The sequence below is a fragment of the Azospirillum sp. BE72 genome, assembly GCF_031455875.1.
Classification (GTDB): domain Bacteria; phylum Pseudomonadota; class Alphaproteobacteria; order Azospirillales; family Azospirillaceae; genus Azospirillum.
On the sequence record NZ_JAVDTO010000012.1, the window covers coordinates 88,035 to 111,767 of the forward strand.

20 protein-coding genes are annotated in these 23,733 nt (G+C 67.2%); 5 read left to right on the forward strand and 15 right to left on the reverse strand.

The window, feature by feature from the left end; all coding sequences use genetic code 11:
* Positions 1 to 146: 146 nt before the first annotated feature.
* Positions 147 to 2,729 carry an ATP-dependent helicase HrpB gene (gene hrpB, locus J2Y49_RS23370; RefSeq protein ID WP_310117385.1) on the reverse strand — a complete coding sequence of 861 codons (2,583 nt, stop codon included), beginning with the start codon at positions 2,727 to 2,729 and terminating at the stop codon, positions 147 to 149.
* Positions 2,730 to 2,906: 177 nt separating this feature from the next.
* Between hrpB and J2Y49_RS23375 the strand changes: the two genes are divergently transcribed.
* Complete coding sequence (locus tag J2Y49_RS23375; protein WP_310117386.1) at positions 2,907 to 3,380, forward strand: ferritin family protein; 474 nt, start codon at positions 2,907 to 2,909, stop codon at positions 3,378 to 3,380.
* A 39-nt stretch (positions 3,381 to 3,419) separates the two neighbouring features.
* Here J2Y49_RS23375 and J2Y49_RS23380 read toward each other — a convergent pair whose 3' ends face one another.
* From J2Y49_RS23380 to J2Y49_RS23395, 4 genes are all read right to left on the reverse strand, one after another.
* A complete protein-coding gene (locus tag J2Y49_RS23380; RefSeq protein ID WP_310117387.1) occupies positions 3,420 to 3,632 on the reverse strand; it encodes a hypothetical protein in 213 nt (70 codons plus the stop codon).
* Positions 3,633 to 3,687: 55 nt separating this feature from the next.
* Positions 3,688 to 4,911 carry a fused response regulator/phosphatase gene (locus J2Y49_RS23385; protein ID WP_310117388.1) on the reverse strand — a complete coding sequence of 408 codons (1,224 nt, stop codon included), beginning with the start codon at positions 4,909 to 4,911 and terminating at the stop codon, positions 3,688 to 3,690.
* 22 nt (positions 4,912 to 4,933) lie between these two features.
* Positions 4,934 to 5,239, reverse strand: coding sequence for an STAS domain-containing protein (locus tag J2Y49_RS23390; RefSeq protein WP_310117389.1), 306 nt, complete (start codon positions 5,237 to 5,239; stop codon positions 4,934 to 4,936).
* Positions 5,240 to 5,426: 187 nt separating this feature from the next.
* A complete protein-coding gene (locus tag J2Y49_RS23395; RefSeq protein WP_310117390.1) occupies positions 5,427 to 6,485 on the reverse strand; it encodes a hypothetical protein in 1,059 nt (352 codons plus the stop codon).
* A 271-nt stretch (positions 6,486 to 6,756) separates the two neighbouring features.
* On the opposite strand from J2Y49_RS23395, the gene J2Y49_RS23400 reads away from it, so the two are divergent.
* Positions 6,757 to 7,176 (forward strand): HRDC domain-containing protein, encoded by a 420-nt coding sequence (locus J2Y49_RS23400; RefSeq protein ID WP_014246674.1) that lies wholly within the window; start codon positions 6,757 to 6,759, stop codon positions 7,174 to 7,176.
* A 296-nt stretch (positions 7,177 to 7,472) separates the two neighbouring features.
* Positions 7,473 to 7,619: a hypothetical protein gene (locus tag J2Y49_RS23405; protein ID WP_310117391.1), complete on the forward strand. Its 147-nt coding sequence runs from the start codon at positions 7,473 to 7,475 to the stop codon at positions 7,617 to 7,619.
* Positions 7,620 to 7,884: 265 nt separating this feature from the next.
* Here J2Y49_RS23405 and frc read toward each other — a convergent pair whose 3' ends face one another.
* From frc to mdh, 8 genes are all read right to left on the reverse strand, one after another.
* Positions 7,885 to 9,135, reverse strand: a complete 1,251-nt coding sequence (gene frc, locus J2Y49_RS23410; RefSeq protein ID WP_310117392.1) for a formyl-CoA transferase — start codon at positions 9,133 to 9,135, stop codon at positions 7,885 to 7,887.
* 196 nt (positions 9,136 to 9,331) lie between these two features.
* Positions 9,332 to 9,820 (reverse strand): PAS domain-containing protein, encoded by a 489-nt coding sequence (locus J2Y49_RS23415; RefSeq protein WP_310117393.1) that lies wholly within the window; start codon positions 9,818 to 9,820, stop codon positions 9,332 to 9,334.
* A gap of 493 nt (positions 9,821 to 10,313) precedes the next feature.
* On the reverse strand, positions 10,314 to 11,039 hold the full coding sequence (locus tag J2Y49_RS23420; protein ID WP_149228158.1) for a hypothetical protein: 726 nt from the start codon (positions 11,037 to 11,039) through the stop codon (positions 10,314 to 10,316).
* A gap of 222 nt (positions 11,040 to 11,261) precedes the next feature.
* Positions 11,262 to 12,509: a 2-oxoglutarate dehydrogenase complex dihydrolipoyllysine-residue succinyltransferase gene (gene odhB, locus J2Y49_RS23425; protein WP_310117394.1), complete on the reverse strand. Its 1,248-nt coding sequence runs from the start codon at positions 12,507 to 12,509 to the stop codon at positions 11,262 to 11,264.
* A 40-nt stretch (positions 12,510 to 12,549) separates the two neighbouring features.
* Positions 12,550 to 15,504: a 2-oxoglutarate dehydrogenase E1 component gene (locus J2Y49_RS23430; protein WP_310117395.1), complete on the reverse strand. Its 2,955-nt coding sequence runs from the start codon at positions 15,502 to 15,504 to the stop codon at positions 12,550 to 12,552.
* A gap of 292 nt (positions 15,505 to 15,796) precedes the next feature.
* Positions 15,797 to 16,672 carry a succinate--CoA ligase subunit alpha gene (gene sucD, locus J2Y49_RS23435; RefSeq protein WP_310117396.1) on the reverse strand — a complete coding sequence of 292 codons (876 nt, stop codon included), beginning with the start codon at positions 16,670 to 16,672 and terminating at the stop codon, positions 15,797 to 15,799.
* A 1-nt stretch (position 16,673) separates the two neighbouring features.
* Positions 16,674 to 17,870 carry an ADP-forming succinate--CoA ligase subunit beta gene (sucC, locus tag J2Y49_RS23440; RefSeq protein ID WP_149228034.1) on the reverse strand — a complete coding sequence of 399 codons (1,197 nt, stop codon included), beginning with the start codon at positions 17,868 to 17,870 and terminating at the stop codon, positions 16,674 to 16,676.
* A 130-nt stretch (positions 17,871 to 18,000) separates the two neighbouring features.
* On the reverse strand, positions 18,001 to 18,969 hold the full coding sequence (gene mdh, locus J2Y49_RS23445) for a malate dehydrogenase (RefSeq protein WP_109449684.1): 969 nt from the start codon (positions 18,967 to 18,969) through the stop codon (positions 18,001 to 18,003).
* Positions 18,970 to 19,239: 270 nt separating this feature from the next.
* Here mdh and J2Y49_RS23450 point away from each other — a divergent pair, with 270 nt between their 5' ends.
* A complete protein-coding gene (locus J2Y49_RS23450; protein ID WP_310117397.1) occupies positions 19,240 to 19,734 on the forward strand; it encodes a hypothetical protein in 495 nt (164 codons plus the stop codon).
* 156 nt (positions 19,735 to 19,890) lie between these two features.
* On the opposite strand, the gene J2Y49_RS23455 is transcribed toward J2Y49_RS23450, so the two are convergent.
* On the reverse strand, positions 19,891 to 21,165 hold the full coding sequence (locus J2Y49_RS23455; protein WP_310117398.1) for a DUF2336 domain-containing protein: 1,275 nt from the start codon (positions 21,163 to 21,165) through the stop codon (positions 19,891 to 19,893).
* A gap of 438 nt (positions 21,166 to 21,603) precedes the next feature.
* Positions 21,604 to 23,172 carry a lysine--tRNA ligase gene (locus J2Y49_RS23460; RefSeq protein WP_310117399.1) on the reverse strand — a complete coding sequence of 523 codons (1,569 nt, stop codon included), beginning with the start codon at positions 23,170 to 23,172 and terminating at the stop codon, positions 21,604 to 21,606.
* A 194-nt stretch (positions 23,173 to 23,366) separates the two neighbouring features.
* Between J2Y49_RS23460 and J2Y49_RS23465 the strand changes: the two genes are divergently transcribed.
* On the forward strand, positions 23,367 to 23,690 hold the full coding sequence (locus tag J2Y49_RS23465; RefSeq protein ID WP_310117400.1) for a multidrug efflux SMR transporter: 324 nt from the start codon (positions 23,367 to 23,369) through the stop codon (positions 23,688 to 23,690).
* Positions 23,691 to 23,733 lie beyond the last annotated feature (43 nt).

A 23,733-nucleotide genomic window follows, 5' to 3' on the forward strand; every position in this document is an offset into this window, starting at 1 on the left:
CAGGCGCGTGAGGCACGCATCACACTTCCGTATCAGCAAGGAGAGAGACGGCTGTCATTATCAATATTGGAGACGAGGAAAATTGCCAGATTATTGAAAACACGCAAGGAAACGAGAACCTCGCACATCAGAAATATGCCCTTATCTCACCGCCCCCTCGGCTTCGCCCTGGCGGTTGGCTCGGCTTCCAGCGGGTTGTCGGGCCAGTAGTGTTTCGGATACTGGCCCTTCAAATCCGCCTTCACCGCCTTGTAGGCGTTGGCCCAGAAGCTCGCGAGGTCGCGGGTGACCTGCACCGGGCGGCGGGCGGGCGATAGCAGGTGCAGCAGAAGCGGAACCCGGCCGCCGGCGATGCGCGGGGTCTCGGCAAGGCCGAACATCTCCTGCAGGCGCACCGCCAGAACCGGCTCCTCGCCGTCATAGTCGATGGGGATGCGGGAGCCGCTCGGCACCTCGACATGGGTCGGGGCCTCGGCGTCCAGGCGGGTCCGCAACTCCCAGGGCAGCAGGGCGCGCAAGGCGCTCGACAGGTCGATGCGCTCCAGATGGGCGCGGCGCGACACGCCGTCGAGGAAGGGGGCCAGCCACTCCTCCAGTCCGTCCATCAGGGCCGGGTCGGACAGGTCGGGCCAGACGTCGCCTTCCTTCATGCGCAGGAACATCACGCGGGTGCGCCATTTGCGCAGCTCGTCGGTCCAGGGCAGGCAGGCTGGGCCGAGCGTGCGGATGCCCTCGATCATCGCGGCGGTCATGGCGTCGGCCGGCGGCTTGGCCAGCTTCTCGTCCTTCAGGATCAGGGCGAACAGCATGCGGCGGCGCCGCGCCAGCACCATCTGCTCGCGCGCGTCCCAGGCGACGATGGTCTCGCTGCGGATGTCGTTAGCGAAGCTCTCCTCCAGATCGGCCAGCGTCACCGGGGCGGCCAGGAAGATGCGCGATTCGCGGGCGGCGCCGTCGAGGTCGGCGATGGCGAGCCACTCCTCGGCCGACAGCGGCTCGGCCTGCTGGAAATAGGCGCCGCGCCCGCCCGACAGGCGATACTGCGCCGCAACCCCGCCGGGCTGGCCGCCGGGGCGGCGCTGGCCGATGCGGTCGGGATAGGCGAGCGCCACGAGAATGCCGACGGCGTTCGAGTCCATCGCGTCGTCGTCGCGCACGCCAAGCTGGCGGCGCCACTGCCGCGCCTGCTTCACCGCCTGCTGGGCGCCGCCGCGATCGACGCTGAGGCCGCGCGCCGCGCCGTGGCCGCCGCGCTCCTCGCCGCGCAGCAGGTCGACGCGCAGGCGCAGGTCGGCGTCGCGGAAGCCCGGTTGGGATCGCACGATGTCGCGCTCGCCCAGCAGGGCCGCGACCAGACAGGCGAGCGCGCCCTGGCCCATCGCCTTGCCGGCCAGCATCATGTGGGCCAGACGCGGATGCACGCCGAAGCCGGCCATGCGGCGGCCGTGCGGGGTGATGGCACCTGATTTGTTGTCTTTCTGATCGACCTTGCGGTCGAGCGCGCCGAGGCCGGTCAGCAGCTCGCGCGCCTGGGCCATCGCCGCGGCCGGCGGCTGGTCGAGCCAGGACAGGCTGGCGGGGTCGGACACTCCCCACACCGCAAGCTCCAGCGCCAGCGGGGCGAGGTCGGCGTCCTCGATCTCCGGCGTGGTGAAGGGGGCCAGCGCCTTGTGCGTCGCCTCCGGCCACAGGCGGTAACAGACGCCGGGCTCCAGACGGCCGGCGCGGCCACGGCGCTGCTCGGCAGAGGCCTGGCTGACCTTCACCGTCGCCAGACGGGTCATGCCGCCGCGCGGGTCGAAGCGCGGAACCCGCATCAGCCCGCTGTCCACCACGATGCGGATGCCCTCGATGGTCAGGCTGGTCTCGGCGATGGAGGTCGCCAGCACGATCTTGCGCTGGCCGGGCGGGGTGGGGGAGATGGCGCGGTCCTGCGCGTCGGCCGACAGGTCGCCATAGAGCGGGGCGATGATGGTGTTGGGGCCGAGGTCGGACTGGTCGAGCAGGGACTGGACGCGGCGGATCTCGCCGACGCCGGGCAGGAAGACCAGGGCGTTGCCGGGCTCCTCGCGCAGGGCGCGGCGGACGGCGGTGGCGACGGCGTCCTCGATGCGGGTGCCTTGGGTGGGAGCGTCGAGGTGGCGGGTCTCGACGGGGTAGGCGCGGCCTTCGCTGGTCACCATCTGGGCCGGGCCCTCGGCGTCGGCCAGCAGGGTGGCGACCGGGGCGGCGTCCAGCGTCGCCGACATCACGACAAGGCGCAGGTCGTCGCGCAGCGCGCCGCGCGCCTCCTGCACCAGGGCAAGGGCGAGGTCGCTGTCGATGCCGCGCTCGTGGAACTCGTCGAACAGGACAGCGCCGAAGGCGGGAAGCTCCGGGTCCTCCTGCAATTGGCGCAGGAACAGGCCGTCGGTCACCACCTCGATCCGGGTCTTCGGGCCGACCTTGGTGTCGAGGCGGACGCGGTAGCCGACGGTCTCGCCCACCGCCTCCCCCAGCATCGACGCCATCCGGCGGGCGGCAGCGCGGGCGGCGAGGCGCCGCGGCTCCAGCACCAGGATCTTGCGGCCCTTCAGCCAACCGGCCTCCAGCAGGGCCAGCGGCACCCGTGTGGTCTTGCCGGCGCCGGGCGGCGCTTGCAGCACGGCGGTGCCGCGACGGTCCAGCGCCTCCAACAGGGCGGGAAGGACGGGATCGATTGGCAGGGCGGGGAAGGCGGGCTTGCTCATGAGGGGGAGTCTGCTGCCGCGAACCGGGGCGAAAGGCAATGCTTTTCGGCCGCCGGGCAGGGCAGTGCGCGCCAAAAGGTCGCAAGGGGCGGGGAGGGGGCGAGGGTGCGCGACCGATGACCGCAAAAACTGTATGGTTTTGGGGTCGTCGGGTTTATTCGCTCATCAAAGGGATCCATGACCGATATCCACGATGCCGCCCTGTTCCTCGCCCACGCCTGCGCGCTGGAGGAGGACGCCGCCAACCGCTTCGCCGACCTGTCGGAGACGATGAAGACCTATGGCAACCAGGAGGTCGCGGCCTTCTTCGGCCAGATGGCGAAATTCTCGCGCATGCATCTGGCCGAGGCGCGGGAACGGTCGGGCTTCCGCCAAATCCCGGATCTGAAGCCGGAAGACTTCCAATGGCCGGACGGCGACAGCCCGGAAGCGGCCTCGATGGAAGGCTCGCACTATCTGATGACGGTGGAATACGCGCTGGAACTGGCGCTGGAGAGCGAAAAGCGCGGGCAGGCCTTCTACGCCGAGGTGGCGAAGACCACCACCGATTCGGAAGTCCGCATGATGGCCGAGGAATTCGCCGCCGAAGAGGCCGAGCATGTCGCCCAGCTGGAGGTGTGGGCCAAGCGCTATCCGGCGCTGCAGGGGTAGGAGAGTGAGGAAGGGGGCGTTGGCTGCCCCCTTCCCTGATCACTTTGACAGGGCGGACCAGTCGATCTCGTACACCTTGTCGGCCGGCTTGAAGGTCTTGAAGGCGACGATCACGTCGTCGACGCTGACGTCGCCCGGCACGTTCTGGATTTCATAGACGACCGAGCTGCCGCTGGTCGGGCCGACGTCGGCGTTGCGGTGGGCCTGCGAGACCAGCCCTTCGCCGGCCTTCTTGATCATGATGGAAGCCATGCATCCGTCTCCTGTTGCGACTCGCCCGACCACAAAACCATAAACAAAAAGTGGTTTAATCGAAAGGCGGAAAGAGGTGGACCGGCGTCTCCTGCCGGGCGATCCACAGGGCGGTCAAATCGTCGCACAGCCGGGTGCCGAACCGCTCGGTGAAGCGGGTCATCACCCAAAGAAGCGGCCAAGCCGGCGCTTCCGCCAGCGCCAGCGCCACCAGATCGGCGAGCCCGTCGTCGCCCAGCATGGCGTCGTCGGCGTCCTGAGCCTCCGTCATGGCGTCGGAATAGAGGAACAGCGCATCGCCGTCGCGGAAGGGAGCGGAGCGGGTGACGTAGCCGGCCTCCTCCATGATCCCGAGGGGCAGGCCGGACGAATCGAGCGCGCTCAGCCCGCCCGCCCTCGCCAGCAACGGCGGCGGCGAGCCGGCGCCCGCATAGTGCAGGCGGTCGCTGCCGCGGTCGATCACTCCGTAGAAGGCGGTGGCGAACTGACCGGGTGCAAGGATGGCGGACAGGCGCTGGTTCAGGTTGGTCAGAAGGCGTGCCGGCTCCATCAACTCCTCCATCGGCTGGCGCGCCAGCAGGGTGTGGAGCCGGAAGGCATTGATCGCCGCGGCGATGCCGTGCCCCGACAGGTCGGCGATGAAGACGCCGATCCGTTCGGCATCGATCTCGAACGCGGTCCAGAAATCGCCGCCGACCTCATCGGAGGTTTCGAACACCGGAGCGATGGCCAAGTGATGGCGGTCCGCCAGCGCTTCCAGCCACAGCGGCTCCGGCGCCAGCGAAAGCTGCATCGCCCGCGCCTGGCCCAGATCCTGGCCGACCCGCTCGCGGAAGGCGCGCAGTTCCTGCACCATCGACCGGCGTTCCAGATGATAGCGGACCCGGGCGATGCATTCGCCGGGATTGACCGGCTTGCCCAGCAGGTCGGTCGCACCGGCCTGAAAGCACAGGGTCCGCATCTGGTCGGTCATCTGGGCGCCCTGCACCAGGATGGGCAGGTCGTGCCAGCGCGGGTTGCTCCGCAACTCCCGGCACAGGGCGAGAAGGTCGTCGGCACAGGCAAGGTCGGCGTCGATCACCAGCAGGTCGGGGTCGAAGGCGCCGATGCAGGACAGCAACTCCGGCCCGTTGGAGACGCAGGCGATCCGCGTGATGCCTGCCCAATGCAGGAACCGGCTCAGGATGCGCTGGTCATACAGGCTGTTGTCGGCGATCAGCACCTTCCGATCGCCCAGCGGCTGGCCGAGATCCAGCGCGTAGAGCTGTCCCGAAGCCATCGGATCCGCCCCGCCGTGCCGATCAGGCCGAAACCGGGATGATCCCGTGCAGGTTGGCCGCGCGGAAGACGCGGTGGACCTGATCGCGTGCACCCTGCATCGCCAGCCGCAGATCCTTGCGGCGGGCCGTGTCGTGCGCGATGAAGAAGACGCCCAGCCCGGTGGAATCGACGAATTCGAGGTCCGACAGGTCGAAGACCACCCGGTGTCCGGCCGGCCGGTCCATCGCCGCGATCACCGACCGGAAGGCATTGTGGTCGGTGAAGGTCATGCGGCCGCTCAGACGGATCTCGGTAAGGTCGTGGACATCGCTGACGGTGAAATCCATCACTGCTTTCCCCTTTGCTCCTGGTCCGCAGCGGAGTTGCGGTTTTCACCTGCACTTGCTGCGCTGCGGAATGTTAGGCGGAGGGGATGTCACTTTGATGATGGAGCGACCAAAAAGCTGCATTGGCCGCGGAATTGCTCAACTTATTTGTGTTCCATACGATGAGTTTTCCGACGAGAATTTTCCATCAGGGCAGGGACGCGGATTCGCTTACGGCCTTCCCGTGGGACGCAGTCCTCTCCAAGTCCGAGGCAGGGATCACCCGACCGGGCATGCGGTCGGGCTGGGCCCCGGCGACTGCCCCGGCGATGCCGCCGGTCAGCCAGGCCGAGAAGGCGTTGCGGCCATCGGCGCCGGCCTCGCGGTTGGCGCAGGCGGTGGCGGCGTCCATCTCGTCGTCCTGCCTGGCGGCATAGTTCCACAGCGGCAGGGCGGCGGCGGGGGTATCGGGCTCGCCGGCCGATGCGGTGGCGATCAGGCCGGTGGAGCGCGGGGCGGGGCGGCTGTGCACCTCGATCAGGGCGACGCGGATGCCGGCGGCCCAGGCGCGGTCGATGAAGGCGCGCACCTGCCGTGCCGTGGCGGAGCTGCCGGTGACGGCGTCGGGCGTGCCGCCGGTCAGCCATGCCGACGGGGTGGGTCCGCAGCCGCGCCGGTACTGCAGCGCCACCTGATCCTGCACATGGGTCTGACCGCGGTAAAGGCGCATCAGGCCGTGGCCGTAGCGCTCCAACTCGTCGATCGGGCCGCGGCTGGCGGTCAACAGGCCGCGGTCGATCAGGATCAGCGTCGGCTTCACGGCGAGCAGCCGGTCGAGCAGCGGCTCGAAATCGGCGAACTGGGCCTGCCGGTGGACGATGCGCAGGAATTCCAGGTTCGGCACGCCGCGCTTGGCGGCAAGCTCCGCCATGCCGCGCTCGTCCAGGGTGGCGTCGCGCAGCGCGGTGTCGCCCAGCGCCACCACCGACACCGAGTCGGGGTTCCGAGCCGCCCGGTCGGCCTGCGCATCGATGCGGTTCAGGTTGTACCAGGCGAAGGGCTGGTCGTAGAGCAGGGCGCCGGTCCACAGAACCGCCAGCACCGCCAATCCCCCCAAGGCCAGCGGCGCCAGCAGCAGCCCGAACCCCAGCGTCCGCCAGCGGCTCCGGCCGCGGCGCGGTTCCGTGACGGCCTGTTCGGCGGCGGGCTGTTCGGAGGTGACTGGTTCGGCAGAGGTTTGGGTGGCTTGCGGTTCGGGATCGGTCATTGGTGGACTCCACGGCAGTCATGACACGGTGTTCGGGGCACAGCGATCATGCGGCGGGGGCTCGCATCCTGCGCTTGGGCATCCTGCGCTTGGCGCGTCGGGTGAGCGCCCGGCTCCTCCCACAACGCGCGGGGGAGGAGAATCGGCATATGGAAATTGGGGGTATCCCCAAGGGGCCGGAACACCCCTGCGGCAGGGTCGCAGTTTGCCGAACGCGCCAATCCTGTGTAGGATCCGAGCCCAACAGGACGGCCTCACAGCAGGATTGGCGATGAGCACCGAAATCCGCACCTTCACCATTCCCGACGCCACCGCCGAGGAGGCGCAGACGCAGCTTTCCGCCTTCCTGCGGACGGTCGAGGTCCAGCGCATCGAGACCGCCTACGCCGACGGCGCTTGGCGCGTGCTGGTGCTGTTCACCGATCTCCGCCGCAAGGAGGAGTCGCAGCAGATCGAGGCGGCCATCGCCGCCGCGCTGAACGGCTGGCGCGACAAGGCCGCGGTCCAGGCCGGCGTGACACGCGACGCCGTGCTGTCGGACGATCTGGTGTCGGAGATCGCCCGCTTCGCCCCGACGACGGAACACGAACTGTCGATCATCATGAACGCCCGCGGCCTGGGCGCCGCGCCCCATGGCGGCGAGATCGTGCAGGTGGTGCGGTCCACGCTGGACTTGCTGATCGACGACTGATTGACGACTGATTGGCGCCTCATCGGCGGAGCAAGCCACCGGGAGCGGCCTATCCGCTTCGGTCAAGCGTGACACATCCAAAGGCTGTGCCTGGCCTGCCGTAAGCGTCAGTTGGACCCCGCGCCTCGCCGTGTCAGGATCGCACCTTCGCGATGCAATCAGCGGGTGAGGCGGTTGTGGCTTCGAAGGTTCCTCCGAAGGCTGGTGCCGTAGCGGATTTGGCGTGGGGCGAAGTGCCCGACCGTCGGAAGTCCGAATTCCGGAAGCCTGACTACAGGAAGCCCGATTACAGGAAGATGGCGCATGAGTTGGCGCAGCTGGGCGCGGAAGCTGCCAACCGCGCCCGTGCGACCGGCAACGGCCATTATGCCCGGCTGGCCCGTACCCTGACCAACCGCGCCGGCGAGATCCTGGATGATCTGGACCGCGCCGGGAAGGCGTGAGGGCTGTAGCCGGGGGGAAGTTGTAGAAAAGGAAACGGCGCCCGGATGGGGCGCCGTTTTCGTTCGTGTGGAGTGGTTGTATCGCTTGCCCCCACCCCGACCCTCCCCCGCTCTCAGCGGACCTATGGTCCGCCTGTCGCGTCAGCACAAAGCATAGCTTTGTGCGAGAGCTTCGCGGGGGAGGGAGGATGTGCTGTCGCGGGAGAGTGGCGGCAGTCCCCTCCCCTGCCGAAGCGGGGGAGGGTTAGGGTGGGGGCAAAGTGCCTTAGACCACCTTGGCCTGGTGCATGGCGGCGATCTGGTCCTTGCCGTAGCCGAGCTGAGCCAGCACCTCGTCGGTGTGCTCGCCGAGCAGCGGGGAGCCGGTGACCTCCACCGTCATGTCGGAGAACTTGATCGGGCTGCCGACCGTCAGGTACTTGCCGCGCTGCTTGTGGTCGACCTCCACCACCGTGCCGCTGGCGCGCAGCGACGGGTCGTTGGCGATCTCCTTCATCGACAGCACCGGCGCGCACGGGATGTCGTACTTGCGCAGGATGTCGACGGCCTCGAACTTGGTCTTGTCCTTCAGCCAATCCTCGATGATCGCGAAGATGTCGAAGATCTTGTCCTGACGGGCCAGCGCCGTGTTGTAGGCCGGGTCGTCGATCCACTCCTCACGACCCAGCGCCTTGCAGATCGGCGCCCAGGCATGGCCCTGGATGGTGAAGTAGATGTAGGCGTTGGGATCGGTCTCCCAGCCCTTGCACTTCAGCACCCAGCCCGGCTGGCCGCCGCCGCCGGCATTGCCGCCGCGCGGAACGACGTCGGTGAACTTGCCGTGCGGGTATTGCGGGTATTCCTCCAGGTAGCCGACGCGGTCCAGGCGCTGCTGGTCGCGCAGCTTGACGCGGCAGAGGTTCAGCACGCTGTCCTGCATCGACACGGCGACCTTCTGGCCCTTGCCGGTCTTGGTGCGGGCCATGAGCGCGGTCAGGATGCCGATGGCCAGATGCATGCCGGTGTTGCTGTCGCCCAACGCGGCGGCGGACACGGTCGGCGGGCCGTCCCAGAAACCGGTGGTGGAGGCCGCACCGCCGGCGCACTGGGCGACGTTCTCGTAGACCTTCAGGTCCTGGTAATGGTGGCCGTCGCTGAAGCCCTTGACCGAGGCGACGATCATGCCGGGGTTCAGTTCCTTGATGCGGTCCCAGCTGAAGCCCATGCGGTCGAGCGCGCCGGGGCCGAAATTCTCCACCAGGACATCGGATTCTTTGATCAGACGCTCCAGGACTTCCTTGCCCTCGGCGGTCTTGGTGTCCAGGGTGAGGGAGCGCTTGTTGCTGTTCAGCATGGTGAAATAGAGCGCATCGGCATCGGGGATGTCGCGCAGCTGGCTGCGGGTGACGTCGCCGGCGCCCGGACGTTCGACCTTGATCACGTCCGCGCCGTACCAGGCCAGAAGCTGCGTGCAGGCGGGGCCGGCCTGCACATGGGTGAAGTCGATGATCTTGATGCCTTCGAGCGGCTTGGTCATGACTGCAACACTCCCTTTATTCGCGTTGTTTACGTTTGTCCCGTGGACGTGTTTCTGCTTGCTCTGCTGTCCGGCCGGCCGACGCCCGAAGAATCGAGGCGTCAAGGCCGGTGGCCGGCCGGTGTTCGATGTCCGCCGAAGTCGGATGAGCCGAAATCCGGCGGGTCTGGTTGGGGGGCTGGATCGATGGACCGGATCAGCCGGCCGCGGTCGTGACCGCCTCGAGTTCGGCAAGGCGGCGGCGCAGCGTCCGCTCTTCGGTCCAGCGGGCGGTTTCATCCCGCACCACGGCGACGATGCCGGTCACCGCACCGTCGGTCCCGCGCAACAGCGCGACGGTGAAGGCGATCGATAGGCTGTGCCCGTCCTTGTGGACCGCCGGGACCCGCAGAAGATCGTGCCCGTAGCGGGTTTCGCCCGTGGCCATGGTCTTCTCGTAGCCGTCCCAGTGGCGCTGCCGCTGGCGTTCCGGAATGATGATGTCGAGCGACTTGCCCATCGCCTCGGCGGGGGTGAAGCCGAACATCCGCTCGGCCGCCGCATTCCACAGGATGATGGCACCAGCCGGATCGGACACGATGACCGCATCCCCGATCACCGACACCAGCTGCTCGCAATCAACAACCGCGGGCGAGCCCGCTGCTGCAACAACCGCGGGCGACCCCGCTGCTGCCGTCTGTTCCATGTCGATCTCCTTGGCGCTCGCCCCCTCTTGGATTGGGCGCCGGGGGAGCCGGTGCGTCATGGCCGGAAAGCCGTGCCGCACTGACATTATCGATACGGTATACCAGATGCCACCGGCCTTGCAAGAGGATTTGAGCGCGGTGCGAACTGTCGTTGTGGCGAACAGATAGCCCTTCCGAGAGGAGAAGGTTGGGGATGGAGGCGATAGAGCACGGACCAAGGCACAGTCGTTCGTGCGCGCAAGGCTATAGGCATGGGAGCGCGGCGACGGCGCCTCCCGAGAGGGGAGGGGTGCCGTTCCGCTGCAATGAAATGGAATGGAATAGGACCGGGCCGGTCGACCGGTGCCGCGATGTCGGGACGCGGGCCGGGTCGACCATCGACTGCCGGGTCAGGAATTCCTGGCGCAGAGCATTTCCTACGCCCGCCGGGGCCGGGATGCTCTGCGTGAAGCCATCGTCAGCTACACCCAGCCAACGGCCAGGATCGGCCGATCAGCCGACCAGATCGAAGAAGGGCATCGAGGCGTATTTGCTGGTCTTGATGTTGGCGACCACCTTGTCCTGCGAATGGCCGCCGCCGGCCAGGGTCGCCGGCAGCTTGATCACCTTGCCGACCGCCTTGGACGACTTGCTGATCGGGTCCCATTGCAGGTTGAAGTTGACGATCTGCTTTTCGACGGCCGGCAGGTTTTCCTGATGCACCCGGACATAGGGACCGTGGATGATGCCGCCGCGCACCATCTTCGACACGGTCGGCGCATTGAAGGCGCAGCAGGGCAGCCCTTCCTCCACCGCGACGATGGTGGCGATGGCGCCGCCCAGCGAATGGCCGCAAAGGATGGGGCTCGCCTTCTTGATGAGGACCTTCGCCTGTTCCAGCAGAAGCTTGGCGGCGCGGATGCCGGCCGGCAGGCTTTCGATGGTGTAGAGGGCGATGTCGGTCTTCAGGTTCTTGCCGCCGGCCATCTGGCCGGAGGTGCTGCTGCCCACCGCCGTGCCGCGATAGGCGATGATGTACTGGTCGGAGTGCTTTTCCTGATAGACGGCGCCGAAGAATCCGACATCGGTGTCCTCATGGGTGAAGATCACCTGGAATCCGGGCGGGGAGCGCCGCGCCCCTTCCGCCTTGTTGAAGGCAGCCGCGTCGTTGCCCCGGCCCTTCTGGAAGTTATAGACGGTGTTCGAGGCAACGGCCAGATCGAGGATGTTGACCGGCATGACGGCGCTCTTAAGTGGTAATCGGGTTCCTGAGACAATACCGGCACACAAGGACTGTCAACTGACCGGAACGATTGTTATCGGTGAAAGATTCTCGATTGAGGTTGTATCTGGAAAAAAGAAAAGGGCGCCTCGCGGCGCCCCTCCAGGAGTCCAAAGGCCGTAGCCCTCGGATCAGGTCGGTCAAAGGAGGGACAGCCGCCCTCCCTTGCCTCTTTCAGATCAGACGTCCAGCAGCAGGCGGCGCGGATCCTCGATCAGCTCCTTGATGCGGACGAGGAAGGTGACCGCTTCCTTGCCGTCGATGATCCGGTGGTCGTAGGACAGCGCCAGATACATCATCGGGCGGACCTCGATCTTGCCGCCGATGACGACCGCGCGGTCCATCGTCTTGTGCATGCCGAGGATGGCGGACTGCGGCGGGTTGATGATCGGGGTCGACATCAGCGAGCCGTAGACACCACCGTTGGAGATGGTGAAGGTGCCGCCCGTGAGCTCGTCCATCGACAGCTTGCCGTCGCGGCCCTTCTTGCCGAGAGCGGCGATGGTGCCCTCGACGCCGGCGAAGTCCAGCTTGTCGGCGTCGCGGACGACCGGAACCACCAGACCCTGCGGCGTGCCGACGGCGACGCCGATGTCATAGTAGTTCTTGTAGACGATGTCGGTGCCGTCGATCTCGGCGTTGACGGCCGGGATCTCCTTCAGCGCCTGGACGGCGGCCTTGACGAAGAAGGACATGAAGCCGAGCCGCACCTTGTGGCGCTTTTCGAAATAATCCTTGTACTCGGCGCGCAGAGCGATCGCCGCCGACATGTCCACCTCGTTGAAGGTGGTCAGCATGGCGGCGGAGTTCTGGGCCTCCTTCAGACGCTCGGCGATGCGCTGGCGCAGGCGGGTCATGCGGACGCGCTCTTCCTGAGCCGCGCGCGGACGGTCGCCCTGGGTGCCGGCAGCCCACACCATCTTCGGCGCCGGAGCCGGGGCCGGAGCGGCCGGCTTGGCGGCCGGGGCGGCCAGCACGTCGCCCTTGGTCACGCGGCCATCCTTGCCCGAACCGGCGATGGACGAGCCGTCGATGCCCTTCTCGTCCGCCAGCTTGCGGGCGGCCGGGCCGGAAGCAGCCAGGTTGCCCGGAGCGGAAGCGGCGGCCGGAGCCGGGGCCGGCGCGGCGGCCGGAGCCGGAGCAGCGGCCGGGGCGGCAGCGGCAGCCGCCGGGGCAGCGCCGGCGCTGGCGCCCTCGTTGAGGACGCCCAGCAGGGCGCCGACCTCGACGTTCGCACCTTCCGCGGCGACGATTTCCGCCAGCACGCCGGCGGCCGGAGCGTTCACCTCAAGCGTGACCTTGTCGGTCTCCAACTCGACCAGCGCCTCGTCCATGGCGACGGCCTCGCCGGCCTTCTTCAGCCAGCGGGCGACCGTCGCCTCGGAGACGGACTCACCCAGCGTGGGGACCTTGATGTCGGTAGCCATTTCTTTTCCTCGTTCGTCTTCTTGTTCGCTTGGGTGATGGTCAGCGGACCGTCAGGGCTTCGTCCAGGAGCTTGGCCTGCTCCTGGTTGTGGCGCTTCAGCAGGCCGGTCGCCGGCGAGGCGGTGGCCGGGCGACCGACATAGGAGGGGCGGCCGGCCTTGTGGCCGACGTCCTTCAGCACGGCTTCCAGGCGGCGGTCGGCGAAGAACCAGGCGCCCTGGTTCTCCGGCTCTTCCTGGCACCAGACCAGTTCGGCGTTCGGATACTTGGCGAACTCGGCCGCCAGCGCATCCTTCGGGAACGGATAGAGCTGTTCCAGGCGCAGGATGACCACGTCCTTGATGCCGCGGCTCATGCGCTCCTGCAGCAGGTCGTAATAGACCTTGCCGGAGCAGACGACGATGCGGCGGATCTTGTCGTTGGCGGCCAGATCGTTCGCGGTCTCGCCCAGCACGCGGTGGAAGCTGCTGCCCGGACCCATCTCCGACAGGTCGGAGATGCACAGCTTGTGGCGCAGCAGCGACTTCGGCGTGAACAGGACCAGCGGCTTGCGGAAGCTGCGGCGGATCTGGCGGCGGAAGACGTGGAACAGGTTGGCCGGCGTCGTCACGTTGCAGATCTGCCAGTTGTCCTCGGCGCACATCTGCAGGAAGCGTTCCGGACGGGCCGACGAGTGTTCCGGACCCTGGCCCTCGTAGCCGTGCGGCAGCAGCAGCACCAGGCCGGACATGCGCAGCCACTTGGACTCGCCCGACGAGATGAACTGGTCGATGATGGTCTGCGCGGTGTTGGCGAAGTCGCCGAACTGCGCTTCCCACAGGACCAGGTTGTGCGGCTCGGCCAGCGAATAGCCGTACTCGTAGCCGACGACCGCGGCTTCCGACAGCGGGCTGTCATGGACCTCGAAGGTCGCCTGATCCGGGCTGACGTGGCAGAGCGGGATGTACTTCTCTTCGGTGTTCTGGTCGTACATCACCGCATGGCGGTGCGAGAAGGTGCCGCGGCCGGAGTCCTGGCCCGACAGGCGCACACCGGTGCCCTCGGCCACCAGCGTGGCGTAGGCCAGCGCCTCGGCGGTCGCCCAGTCGATGCCTTCGCCCGATTCGAGCGTCTTCTTCTTGGCTTCCAGCTGGCGCGCGATCTTGGAGTTGATCGCGAAGTCCTTCGGGTACTCGCAGAGCTTGAAGCCGATTTCCTTCAGCTTGGCGATGTCCACGCCGGTCTCGCCGCGGTGGGGCGAATCGGCGCCCTGCGCCTGCAGGCCGGCCCACTTGCCTTCCAGCCAGTCGGCCTTGTTCGGCTTGTAGGTGCTGGACGCCTCGAACTCACCCTCCAGCTTCTTCATGAAGTCCTGGGTGATCTGGTCGCCCTCGGCCTGGGTGATGACGTTCTCGCTCACCAGCTGCTTGGCGTACAGCTCGCGCGTGGTCGCGTGGGCGCGGATGTTCTTGTACATGATGGGCTGGGTGAAGCCCGGCTCGTCGCCCTCGTTGTGACCGTGGCGGCGGTAGCAGACCATGTCGATCACGACGTCCCGCTTGAACTTCTGGCGGAACTCGATGGCGATGCGGCTGACATGCACGACGGCTTCGGGATCGTCGCCGTTCACGTGGAAGATCGGCGCCTGCACCATCTTGGCCATGTCGGAGCAGTACACGCCCGACCGCGAATAGGTCGGGTTCGTGGTGAAGCCGATCTGGTTGTTGATGATGAAGTGCATGGTGCCGCCGGTGCGGTAGCCGCGCAGCTCCGACAGGCCCAGCGTCTCGGCCACGATGCCCTGGCCGGCGAAGGCGGCGTCGCCGTGGATCAGCACGCCCATCACCTGCTCGCGCTCCAGGTCGCGGCGCTGCTGCTGCTTGGCGCGCACCTTGCCCAGCACGACCGGGTTGACCCATTCCAGGTGGGACGGGTTGGCGGTCAGCGACAGGTGGACGATGTTGCCGTTGAAGTCGCGGTCCGACGAGGTGCCGAGATGGTACTTCACATCGCCGGAGCCCTGGACGTCCTGCGGGCTCGACGGGTTGCCCTGGAACTCCGAGAAGACGGCGGAGAAGGGCTTGCCCATGAAGTTGGTCAGCACGTTCAGACGGCCGCGGTGGGCCATGCCGACGACGACCTCTTTCAGGCCGAGCTGGCCGCCGCGCTTCAGGATCTGCTCCAGCGCGGGGATCATCGACTCGCCGCCCTCAAGGCCGAAGCGCTTGGTGCCGGTGTATTTCAGCTGCAGGAACTTCTCGAAGCCCTCGGCCGCGGTCAGGCGCTCCAGGATGGCGCGCTTGCCGTTCACCGTGAAGTCGGTGTGGTTGCGGCCGCCCTCGATGCGCTCCTGGATCCAGGCCTTCTCTTCAGGGTCCTGGATGTGCATGAACTCGACGCCGATCGTCCCGCAATAGGTCTTGTGCAGGATTTCGAGAATCTGGCGCAGGGTCGCCGTTTCCAGGCCCAGCGAGTAGTTCAGGAAGATCGGACGGTCGAGGTCGTCCGGGCCGAAGCCGTAGGTCGCCGGATCCAGTTCCGGGTGCGGCTCGCGCTTTTCCAGGCCCAGCGGGTCGAAATGCGCGTTCATGTGGCCGCGGACACGGAAGACGCGGATCAGCATCAGGGCGCGGATGCTGTCCAGCGTGGCGGCGCGCAGCTGCTGCGGGCTGATGCCGCCATAGATCTGCTGGGCGTGGGCCAGCATGGCGCCGTTGCCCGGACCGTTCAGCGCGGCGGCGGCGCCATTGGCGGCGGCACCGTTGGGGGCGGAGACGATGAAGCTCTCGGCGACCGGGTCGCGCTTGGCCTTGGGGTCCTCCAGATCGGACACGGTCCAGGACGCGCCGCGCAGCTCGTCCAGGACGGCGCGCGAATCCTCGTCCAGATCCTGGAAGAAGCTGTTCCAGCTGGGATCGACGGCGGCCGGGTTGGACAGATAGCTGGCGTAGAGCTCGGCGACGTAACCGGCGTTCGAGCCGAAGAGGAACGAGGTCTGTTCCAGATTTGCCGACATGGTTTCACCTCGGGCGTGGACCCGGGTCCCTGTGGGAGAATTTCGTGTGGATGAAGGGGACGGGGTTGGATCCCCATGTGCAAACGCCGACGGGTGAGCGCCGACGACGAAGGCCGGCGGCGCGGAAACGCACCGTCGACGCTTGCATATGGGTCCCCAGGACCGTCCGTCCAAGAGGGCTGCCCGGAGGGGTGAGGGGCAGCGGGCGGGGCACCGCAGCGTCCCGCCCGTCATCCTCTCCTTCAAAGGCGCAAGGCCGCGGACGCCACGGTGAGGCGGCGTCCGCAGGCGATCAGCCCTTGAACACCTTCAGCATGGTGGAGCCCAGGCTGGCGGGGCTGTCGGCGACGGCGATGCCGACCGACTTCATGAAGTCGATCTTGAAGTCGGCGGTGTCGTTGCCGCCGGAGATCACCGCGCCGGCATGGCCCATGCGGCGGCCCGGAGGAGCCGTGCGGCCGGCGATGAAGCCGACGACCGGCTTCTTGGTGCCCGACGCCTTGATGAACTCGGCGCCGCGGACTTCGGCGTCGCCGCCGATCTCGCCGATCATGATGATGCCCTCGGTCTCCGGGTCCTTCACGAACAGCTCCAGGCTGTCGACGAAGTTGGTGCCGTTGACCGGGTCGCCGCCGATGCCGATGCAGGTGGTCTGGCCCAGGCCCGCCGCCGTGGTCTGCGCGACGGCCTCATAGGTCAGCGTGCCGGAGCGCGAGACGATGCCGATCTTGCCGCGCTTGTGGATGTGGCCCGGCATGATGCCGATCTTGCACTCGTCCGGCGTGATGATGCCGGGGCAGTTCGGGCCGATCAGGCGGGTCTTGGAACCATCGAGCGCGCGCTTGACGCGGACCATGTCCAGCACCGGGATGCCTTCGGTGATGCAGACCACCAGCGGGATCCCGGCGTCGATCGCTTCCAGGATCGCGTCGGCTGCGAAGGGCGGCGGCACGTAGATCACCGAGGCGTTCGCACCGGTCTTCTCCACCGCTTCCGACACGGTGTCGAAGATCGGCAGGTCGAGGTGCTTGGCGCCGCCCTTGCCGGGCGTGACGCCGCCGACCATCTTGGTGCCGTAGGCGATGGCCTGTTCGGAGTGGAAGGTGCCCTGGGCTCCGGTGAAGCCCTGGCAGATCACCTTCGTGTTCTTGTCGACGAGAACAGCCATGTTACGCGGCCTCCTTCACGGCCTTGACCACCTTTTCGGCGGCATCGGCGAGGTTGTCGGCCGAGAGGATCGGCAGGCCGGATTCGGCCAGGATCTTCTTGCCCAGATCGACGTTGGTGCCTTCCAGGCGCACCACCAGCGGAACGTGCAGGTGCACTTCGCGCGCCGCGGCGACCACGCCCTCGGCGATCACGTCGCAGCGCATGATGCCGCCGAAGATGTTGACCAGGATGCCTTCGACGTTGCTGTCGGACAGGATCAGCTTGAAGGCCGCGGTGACGCGCTCCTTCGTGGCGCCGCCGCCGACGTCGAGGAAGTTGGCCGGCTCGCCGCCATACAGCTTGATGATGTCCATGGTGGCCATCGCCAGGCCGGCGCCGTTCACCATGCAGCCGATGTTGCCGTCGAGCTTGACGTAGTTGAGGCTGTGCTTGGCCGCCTCGATCTCCGCCGGGTCTTCCTCGGCCTCGTCGCGCAGCTCTTCCACGTCCTTGTGACGGAACAGCGCGTTGTCGTCGAAGTTCATCTTGGCGTCGAGCGCCAGGATGTCGCCCGACCCGGTGACGATCAGCGGGTTGATCTCGACGATGGCGCAGTCCAGGTCCACGAAGGCCTGATAGGCGGCCTGGATGAACTTGGCGGCGGCGCCGACCTGCTTGCCTTCCAGGCCCAGCGCGAAGGCGACCTTGCGGGTGTGGTAGCCCTGGATGCCGGTGGCCGGGTCGACGGCGACCTTGACGATCTTCTCCGGCGTGTTGTGGGCGACCTCTTCGATCTCCATGCCGCCTTCGGTCGAGGCCATGATCGTCACGCGGCCGGTGGCGCGGTCGATCAGCATGCCGAGATACAGCTCGCGCTTGATGTCGGCGCCTTCCTCGATATAGAGGCGTTTCACCTCGCGGCCTTCCGCGCCGGTCTGCTTCGTCACGAGGACGTGGTTCAGCATCTCGGACGCGTTCTTGCCGACTTCCTCGATCGACTTGACGACGCGGACGCCGCCCTTGCCCTCGGGGTTGTCCTTGAAGCGGCCGGCGCCGCGGCCGCCGGCGTGGATCTGGGACTTCACGACCCAGACCGGCCCGCCCAGCTCGCGGGCGACCGTCTCGGCCTCCTGCGGGGTGTAGGCGACGCCGCCGCGGGGAACCGCGACGCCGTACTTCTTCAGCAGGCTTTTCGCCTGGTACTCATGGATGTTCATCGGGCGTCCATCTGTTTTTTGGTTCGGCTGACGAGAACGGGTCGACTGAAGGACAAGACGGGCGCACCACCGGCGCCGTCCCGACCCGGAAAATGGGCCGGGAGGGCGCCGGAGAACGCGCAGGTCCGCCTTAGGAAGCGGACTTCTCGGCGTCCAGCTTCTTCACGACGTCGACCAGCGTCTTCACCGCGTCGACGGAGTTCTGGAACATCGCCTTCTCTTCGTCGTTCAGCTCGATCTCGATGATCTTCTCGACGCCGCCGGCGCCGATGATCGTCGGGACGCCGACGTAGAGGTCGTCCTGGCCATACTGGCCGCTCAGGTGGGCGGCGACCGGCAGGACGCGCTTCTGGTCCTTCAGGTAGGACTCGGCCATCTGGATGGCGGAGGCGGCCGGGGCGTAGAAGGCCGAACCGGTCTTCAGCAGCTTGACGATCTCGGCGCCGCCGTCACGGGTGCGCTGAACGATGGCGTCCAGCTTCTCCTGCGTGGTCCAGCCCATCTTGACCAGATCGGGCAGCGGGATGCCGGCGACGGTGGAGTAGCGCACCAGCGGGACCATGGTGTCGCCGTGGCCGCCCAGCACGAAGGCGGTGACGTCCTCGACCGAGACGTTGAACTCTTCGGCCAGGAAGTAGCGGAAGCGGGCCGAGTCGAGCACGCCGGCCATGCCGACCACGCGCTCCGGCGGCAGGCCGGACGCCTGCTGCAGCACCCACACCATCACGTCGAGCGGGTTGGTGATGACGATGACGAAGGCGTTCGGGGCGTACTTGCCGATGGCCTCGCCGACGGTCTTGCAGACGCCGCTGTTGATGCCGATCAGGTCGTCGCGGCTCATGCCCGGCTTGCGCGGGATGCCGGCGGTGACGATCACGACGTCGGCACCCTCGATGACCGAGTAGTCGTTGCCGCCGGTCAGGCTGGCGTTGAAGCCCTCGACCGGGGAGGTTTCGGCGAGATCCAGCGCCTTGCCGGCCGGCATGCCTTCGGCAATGTCGAACAGGACGACGTCGCCCAGTTCCTTCTGAGCAGCGAGCAGAGCCAGCGTGCCGCCAATCTGGCCGGCACCGACGAGCGCAATCTTCTTGCGAGCCATGGAGCGTTCCCTAAAACGTTTGAGCGTCCCCCATTCAGCGGGAGACTAGAACCGTTGGTCATTCTAACGTCTTAGGGATCCAGCGCCCCGAGATTTCGGAAGCGTAGGTAGCGCGTTTTGTCGCGGAGGGCAAGCATCACCGCAAGCGGGGCATTGCAGCTTTGCGTCGCACCCCCGATGATCCTTTCCAACGGCCGGAGCGTTCGGCTTTATACGTATGGTTCGCGTCCGGTCCTTACCTTGTTCGAATATGGTCGAAGGAGAGCGCTTATGGCCAAGCTCGTGGCCCGTTTCATTCCCGGTCTGACCATGTCGCTGGCGCTCGGCGCCGGCATCGCCGGTGCCCTGGTTGCGGGTGGCGCCCAGGCGCAGACGGTCGGCGACTATACCGCCGCCATCGCCGCCGCGCCGATCACCGACGCCGCGGCGGAAACCAGCGTCGCCTATTGCCAGCCGCTGACCAACTACGTCTACACCTCGATCCCCGCCGACCAGCGGTCCAGCTGGGTGCTGCCGCTGGTGACGCTCGACGGGTCGCAGTCGGCCGAGATGGCGGCCAAGCGCGAGGCCTGCCTCAAGGTCCGCCAGCAGGCGCTGATCGCCTTCGACGCCGGCACCGGCGAGCAGATCGTCACCCCGGCCGAGGCGATGGAAGGACCGACCGACCGCGGCCCCTATTACAAGGAGGTCTCGCCCGACACCCCGGTCCCGCAGACCGGCCGCGTCACGCCGCGCCAGCCGATGCCGCGCGGGGGCGTGCAGTAAGGGTTTGGGGTGTAGGGGGCTTGATACACTTGCCCCCACCCTAACCCTCCTCCGCTCTCAGCGGACCTACGGTCCGCCTGTCGCGTCAGCACAAAGCGTAGCTTTGTGCGAGAGCTGGGCGGGGGAGGGAATCAACGCTTGCCGGCACGATCAAGCTTACGGCCCAATCCCATAGCATTCCAAATGGCGGGCCATTTCGGCGGGGGACAGCGGGAAGCCGCTGCCCTGCCGGGCGTTCAGCATGGCGCGCGGGTGGATGCCGGCGGCGCGGGCCTGGATCTGCATGGCGCAACGCATCGACAGGCCGGCACGCCAGACCAGCGCGGTGACCGCCTGCGGATCGTGGGAGTCCAGGATCAGCTCCACGACCTCCGGCGCCACGCGGGCGCGGAGCGTCAGCGCCGCCCGAACGAATCCGCTCTCGTTCCACGACATCGCGTCGCCCAGGGCGGTTTCGTCCAGCTTGCCCAGCCGGTGCAGGCGGACGGCGCGACGTTCCGGCGACTCGGAGGCTTCCGGAGCTTCGGCCCAGTCGATGCGGCGGCGGGTGGTGGCGGCGATCTCCGCCACCGTGGCGTCGTCGAAATCGGGACGGAGGCGCAGATGCTCCACCACCGCCAGATCGACGAAATCCGCCAGCCGCAACGCCAGCCGGCGGGGCAGGGCGGGGCGGCGGGCCAGCTTTTCCCGCCAGTCGGGATGGTGGGCGGACTGCTCCACCAGCGATTCCAGCGTCGGTTCGGCGATCACCGCCCCGCTGTTGTCCAGCAGGATGCCGGTCGCCTCGGCATGGCCACTGCCGGCGATGGCGTCGGACAGGGCGGCACCGATGCCGTGGCGCCGGGCGATGGCCGACAATGCCCAACCGGCGGGGGCGGCAGCGACGATGTCCAGCAGATCCTCGTCGCTGAGCGCGGCGCAGCAGCGCAGAACCGGCTCGGCCACCGATTGTTCGACGTCGCGTGCCAGCGTCGCCACCACCGACGGGGGCGCGCAGGCGATGTCCTTGATCGCGGTCGCCAGCGCTTCGCGCACGCGGACGATGTGGTCGCGGGCCAACTGTTCCAGTGCGCGCACGGCGACGGTGCTGACGGTGTCGGCCCTGCCCGGCGGCAGGTCGGGCAACAGGCGGCAGAGCTTGCGTGCCAGCGTGGAGCGAACGTCGGCATCGCCCATGCCCGCCAGCCGCGATTCGACCAGCACGTCGCCGACCTGGCGGGCGACGCTGCGGCCGGGCTGTGCGGGCGGCGGTGCGGTGTCCGGCGAATCGGCGAACAGGTAGTCCATCAACTCGGGCGCGACTCCGCCGTCCGTCTCCGGCGGGAGAGCGGCGGACGGGCGGGATGGGGAGCGCCGGGCTGTCACCGGACCATGGACCTTCGGGTTGGGCCGCCGCTCAGGCGAGGCGAGGGCGGCGGTGGGAGCATCCACACCATCGAAGCGCCGTCCCGGTTAACGGGTTCCTAATTTGGCTACGGCCGTGCCCGTGACATCCTGCGCGTAGAGAGGCGGAGGGTGTGGAAAAGCCAAAAAAAGGGCCGCAGCCCATAGGGGCGCGGCCTTTAGTCTAGGGAGGAAACGCACTGCAAAATGCAGTAACGAGGCGGAGTGTACGGCCACAGCCGTGTTAGCGGTACCACGGTTTTCGAATTGGTGCGGTGCGACATCCGCATAGCGCGGTATGGAATAAGGCTTGGTTCGCCCAACGGATGGGCGGAAATGCAGTATTCCGCCCATTTCATGAGCAGATTGGGAGTCGCACGTCAGACGAACGATCAATTTCGAAAACGATAACATTCGCAATGGTTCGTAAACGAAAAAGGGAGCGCCTTTCGACGCCCCCTTTTCATCCGAATGGAAAGAACGGGATCAGGCCGCCAGCTTCTCGCGGATCAGCGCCTTGGTCTCGTCGATGCCGTAGAGCTGGATGAAGGAGCCCATGCGCGGACCGGTGGTCTGCCCCAGCAGCACCTCGTACAGCGCCTGGAACCACGCCCGCAGTTCGGTGAAGCCGTGTTCCTTGCCGACGGCGAACACCTCGTTCTGGATGGTGTCGGCGCGCGCGTCGGCCGGCAGGCTGTCCAGCTTGGCCAGCAGGTCCTGCAGGGCGGCGCGTTCGGCATCGGTGGGCGCGCGGAACTGCTTGGTCGGCTTCACCTGATCCTGGTAGTAGCGCACGGCATAGCCGACCATGCTGTCCAGGAAGGGGCTGTTCTCCGGCGTGGCGTCCGGCGCGTAGCGGCGGATGAAGCCCCACATGGTGTCCTTGGTCTCGGCATTCGCCGCACCTGCCAGATTGAGCAGCAGGTTGAACGACACGTCGGAGCGCACCGCCGGCGGCTTGCCGTTGTGGATGTGCCAGGCCGGGTTCTCCAGCTTCTTCGCCGGCTCCTCGCCATGGACCTTGTCGACGAAGGTCAGATATTCGTCGACGGCACGCGGGATCACGTCGAAGTAGAGGCGCTTGGCCGACTTCGGCTTCTGGAACATGTAGAGGGCGAGGCTTTCCTGCGGCGCGTAGGCCAGCCATTCCTCCATGGTCAGGCCGTTGCCCTTCGACTTGGAGATCTTCTGGCCCTTGTCGTCCAGGAACAGCTCGTAATTGAAGCCTTCCGGCGGGGTGCCGCCGAGGATTCTGCAGATCTTGCCGGCGAGATCGGCCGACGGGATCAGATCCTTGCCGTACATCTCGTAATCGACGCCGAGGCCGAACCAGCGCATGCCCCAGTCGGGCTTCCACTGCAGCTTCACATGGCCGCCGGTGACGGGAAGCTCGACCTTCTTGCCGTCCTCGTCCTGGAAGACGATGGTGCCGGCATCGACGTTGCGCTCCAGCATCGGAACCTGCAGGACCCGGCCGGTGGAGGGGGAGACCGGCAGGAAGGGGCTGTAGGTCGCCTGACGCTCCGCGCCGAGGGTGGGCAGCATCACCGCCATCACCTCGTCGTAATGGCGCAGGATGCCGAGCAGCGCCTCGTCGAAGCGGCCGGACTTGTACCAGTCGGTGGAGGACTGGAACTCGTACTCGAAGCCGAAGCTGTCGAGGAAGGCGCGCAGCCGGGCGTTGTTGTGGGCGCCGAAGCTGTCATGGGTGCCGAAGGGATCGGGCACCTGGGTCAGCGGCTTGCCCAGGTTGGCCGCCACCATCTCCTTGTTGGGGATGTTGTCGGGGACCTTGCGCAGGCCGTCCATGTCGTCCGAGAAGCAGAACAGCCTGGTCGGAATGTCGCTCATGGTCTGGAAGGCGTGGCGCACCATGCTGGTGCGCGCCACCTCGCCGAAGGTGCCGAGATGCGGCAGGCCCGACGGACCATAGCCGGTCTCGAACAGGACATAGCCTTTGGCGGGCGGCGCTTTCGCGAAGCGCGCGACCAGTTTGCGCGCCTCCTCGAACGGCCATGCCTTCGCCTGCAACGCCAGATCCCGTTCGCCGGTCATCGTCGGACCCTTTCGAAACCAGATAGATAAAGTCAAGGAATGAGGGCAAAGACCCTAGGGCCCGCCGGGCGTGGCGTCAACCGTGGGTGTCCGGCGTGGGCCGTGTTCGGCCGCTCTTGCGGCGCTCCCTCGCCCGGTCCATCCTGCGCCGCCCGCGGGATCGGCTTCGCGGGGCTGGTCGGGATTTGACGGCGATGAGCTGGCTGTATCTGGTGGTGGCGATCCTGTTCGAGATCGTCGGCACCTCCGCGATGAAGATGTCTGACGGCATGACGCGGCTCGGCCCCGCGGCCGTGGTGGTGGTGTGCTATGGCGTCGCCTTCGTGCTGCTGGCCAAGGCGTTGCGCAGCATCGAGGTCGGCATCGCCTACGCCATCTGGTCGGCGGCGGGAACGGCGGCCATCGCCGCCATCGGCGTGTTCGTGTTCGGGGAATCGCTGACGGTGATGAAGGTGGTGGGCATCGCCCTGATCGTCGCCGGGGTGATCAGCCTGCATGTGGCGAACGGGGCGGCCTGACCCTGATAGTTAGGCATTGACCTAAGTATCGACTGCCGGTAGG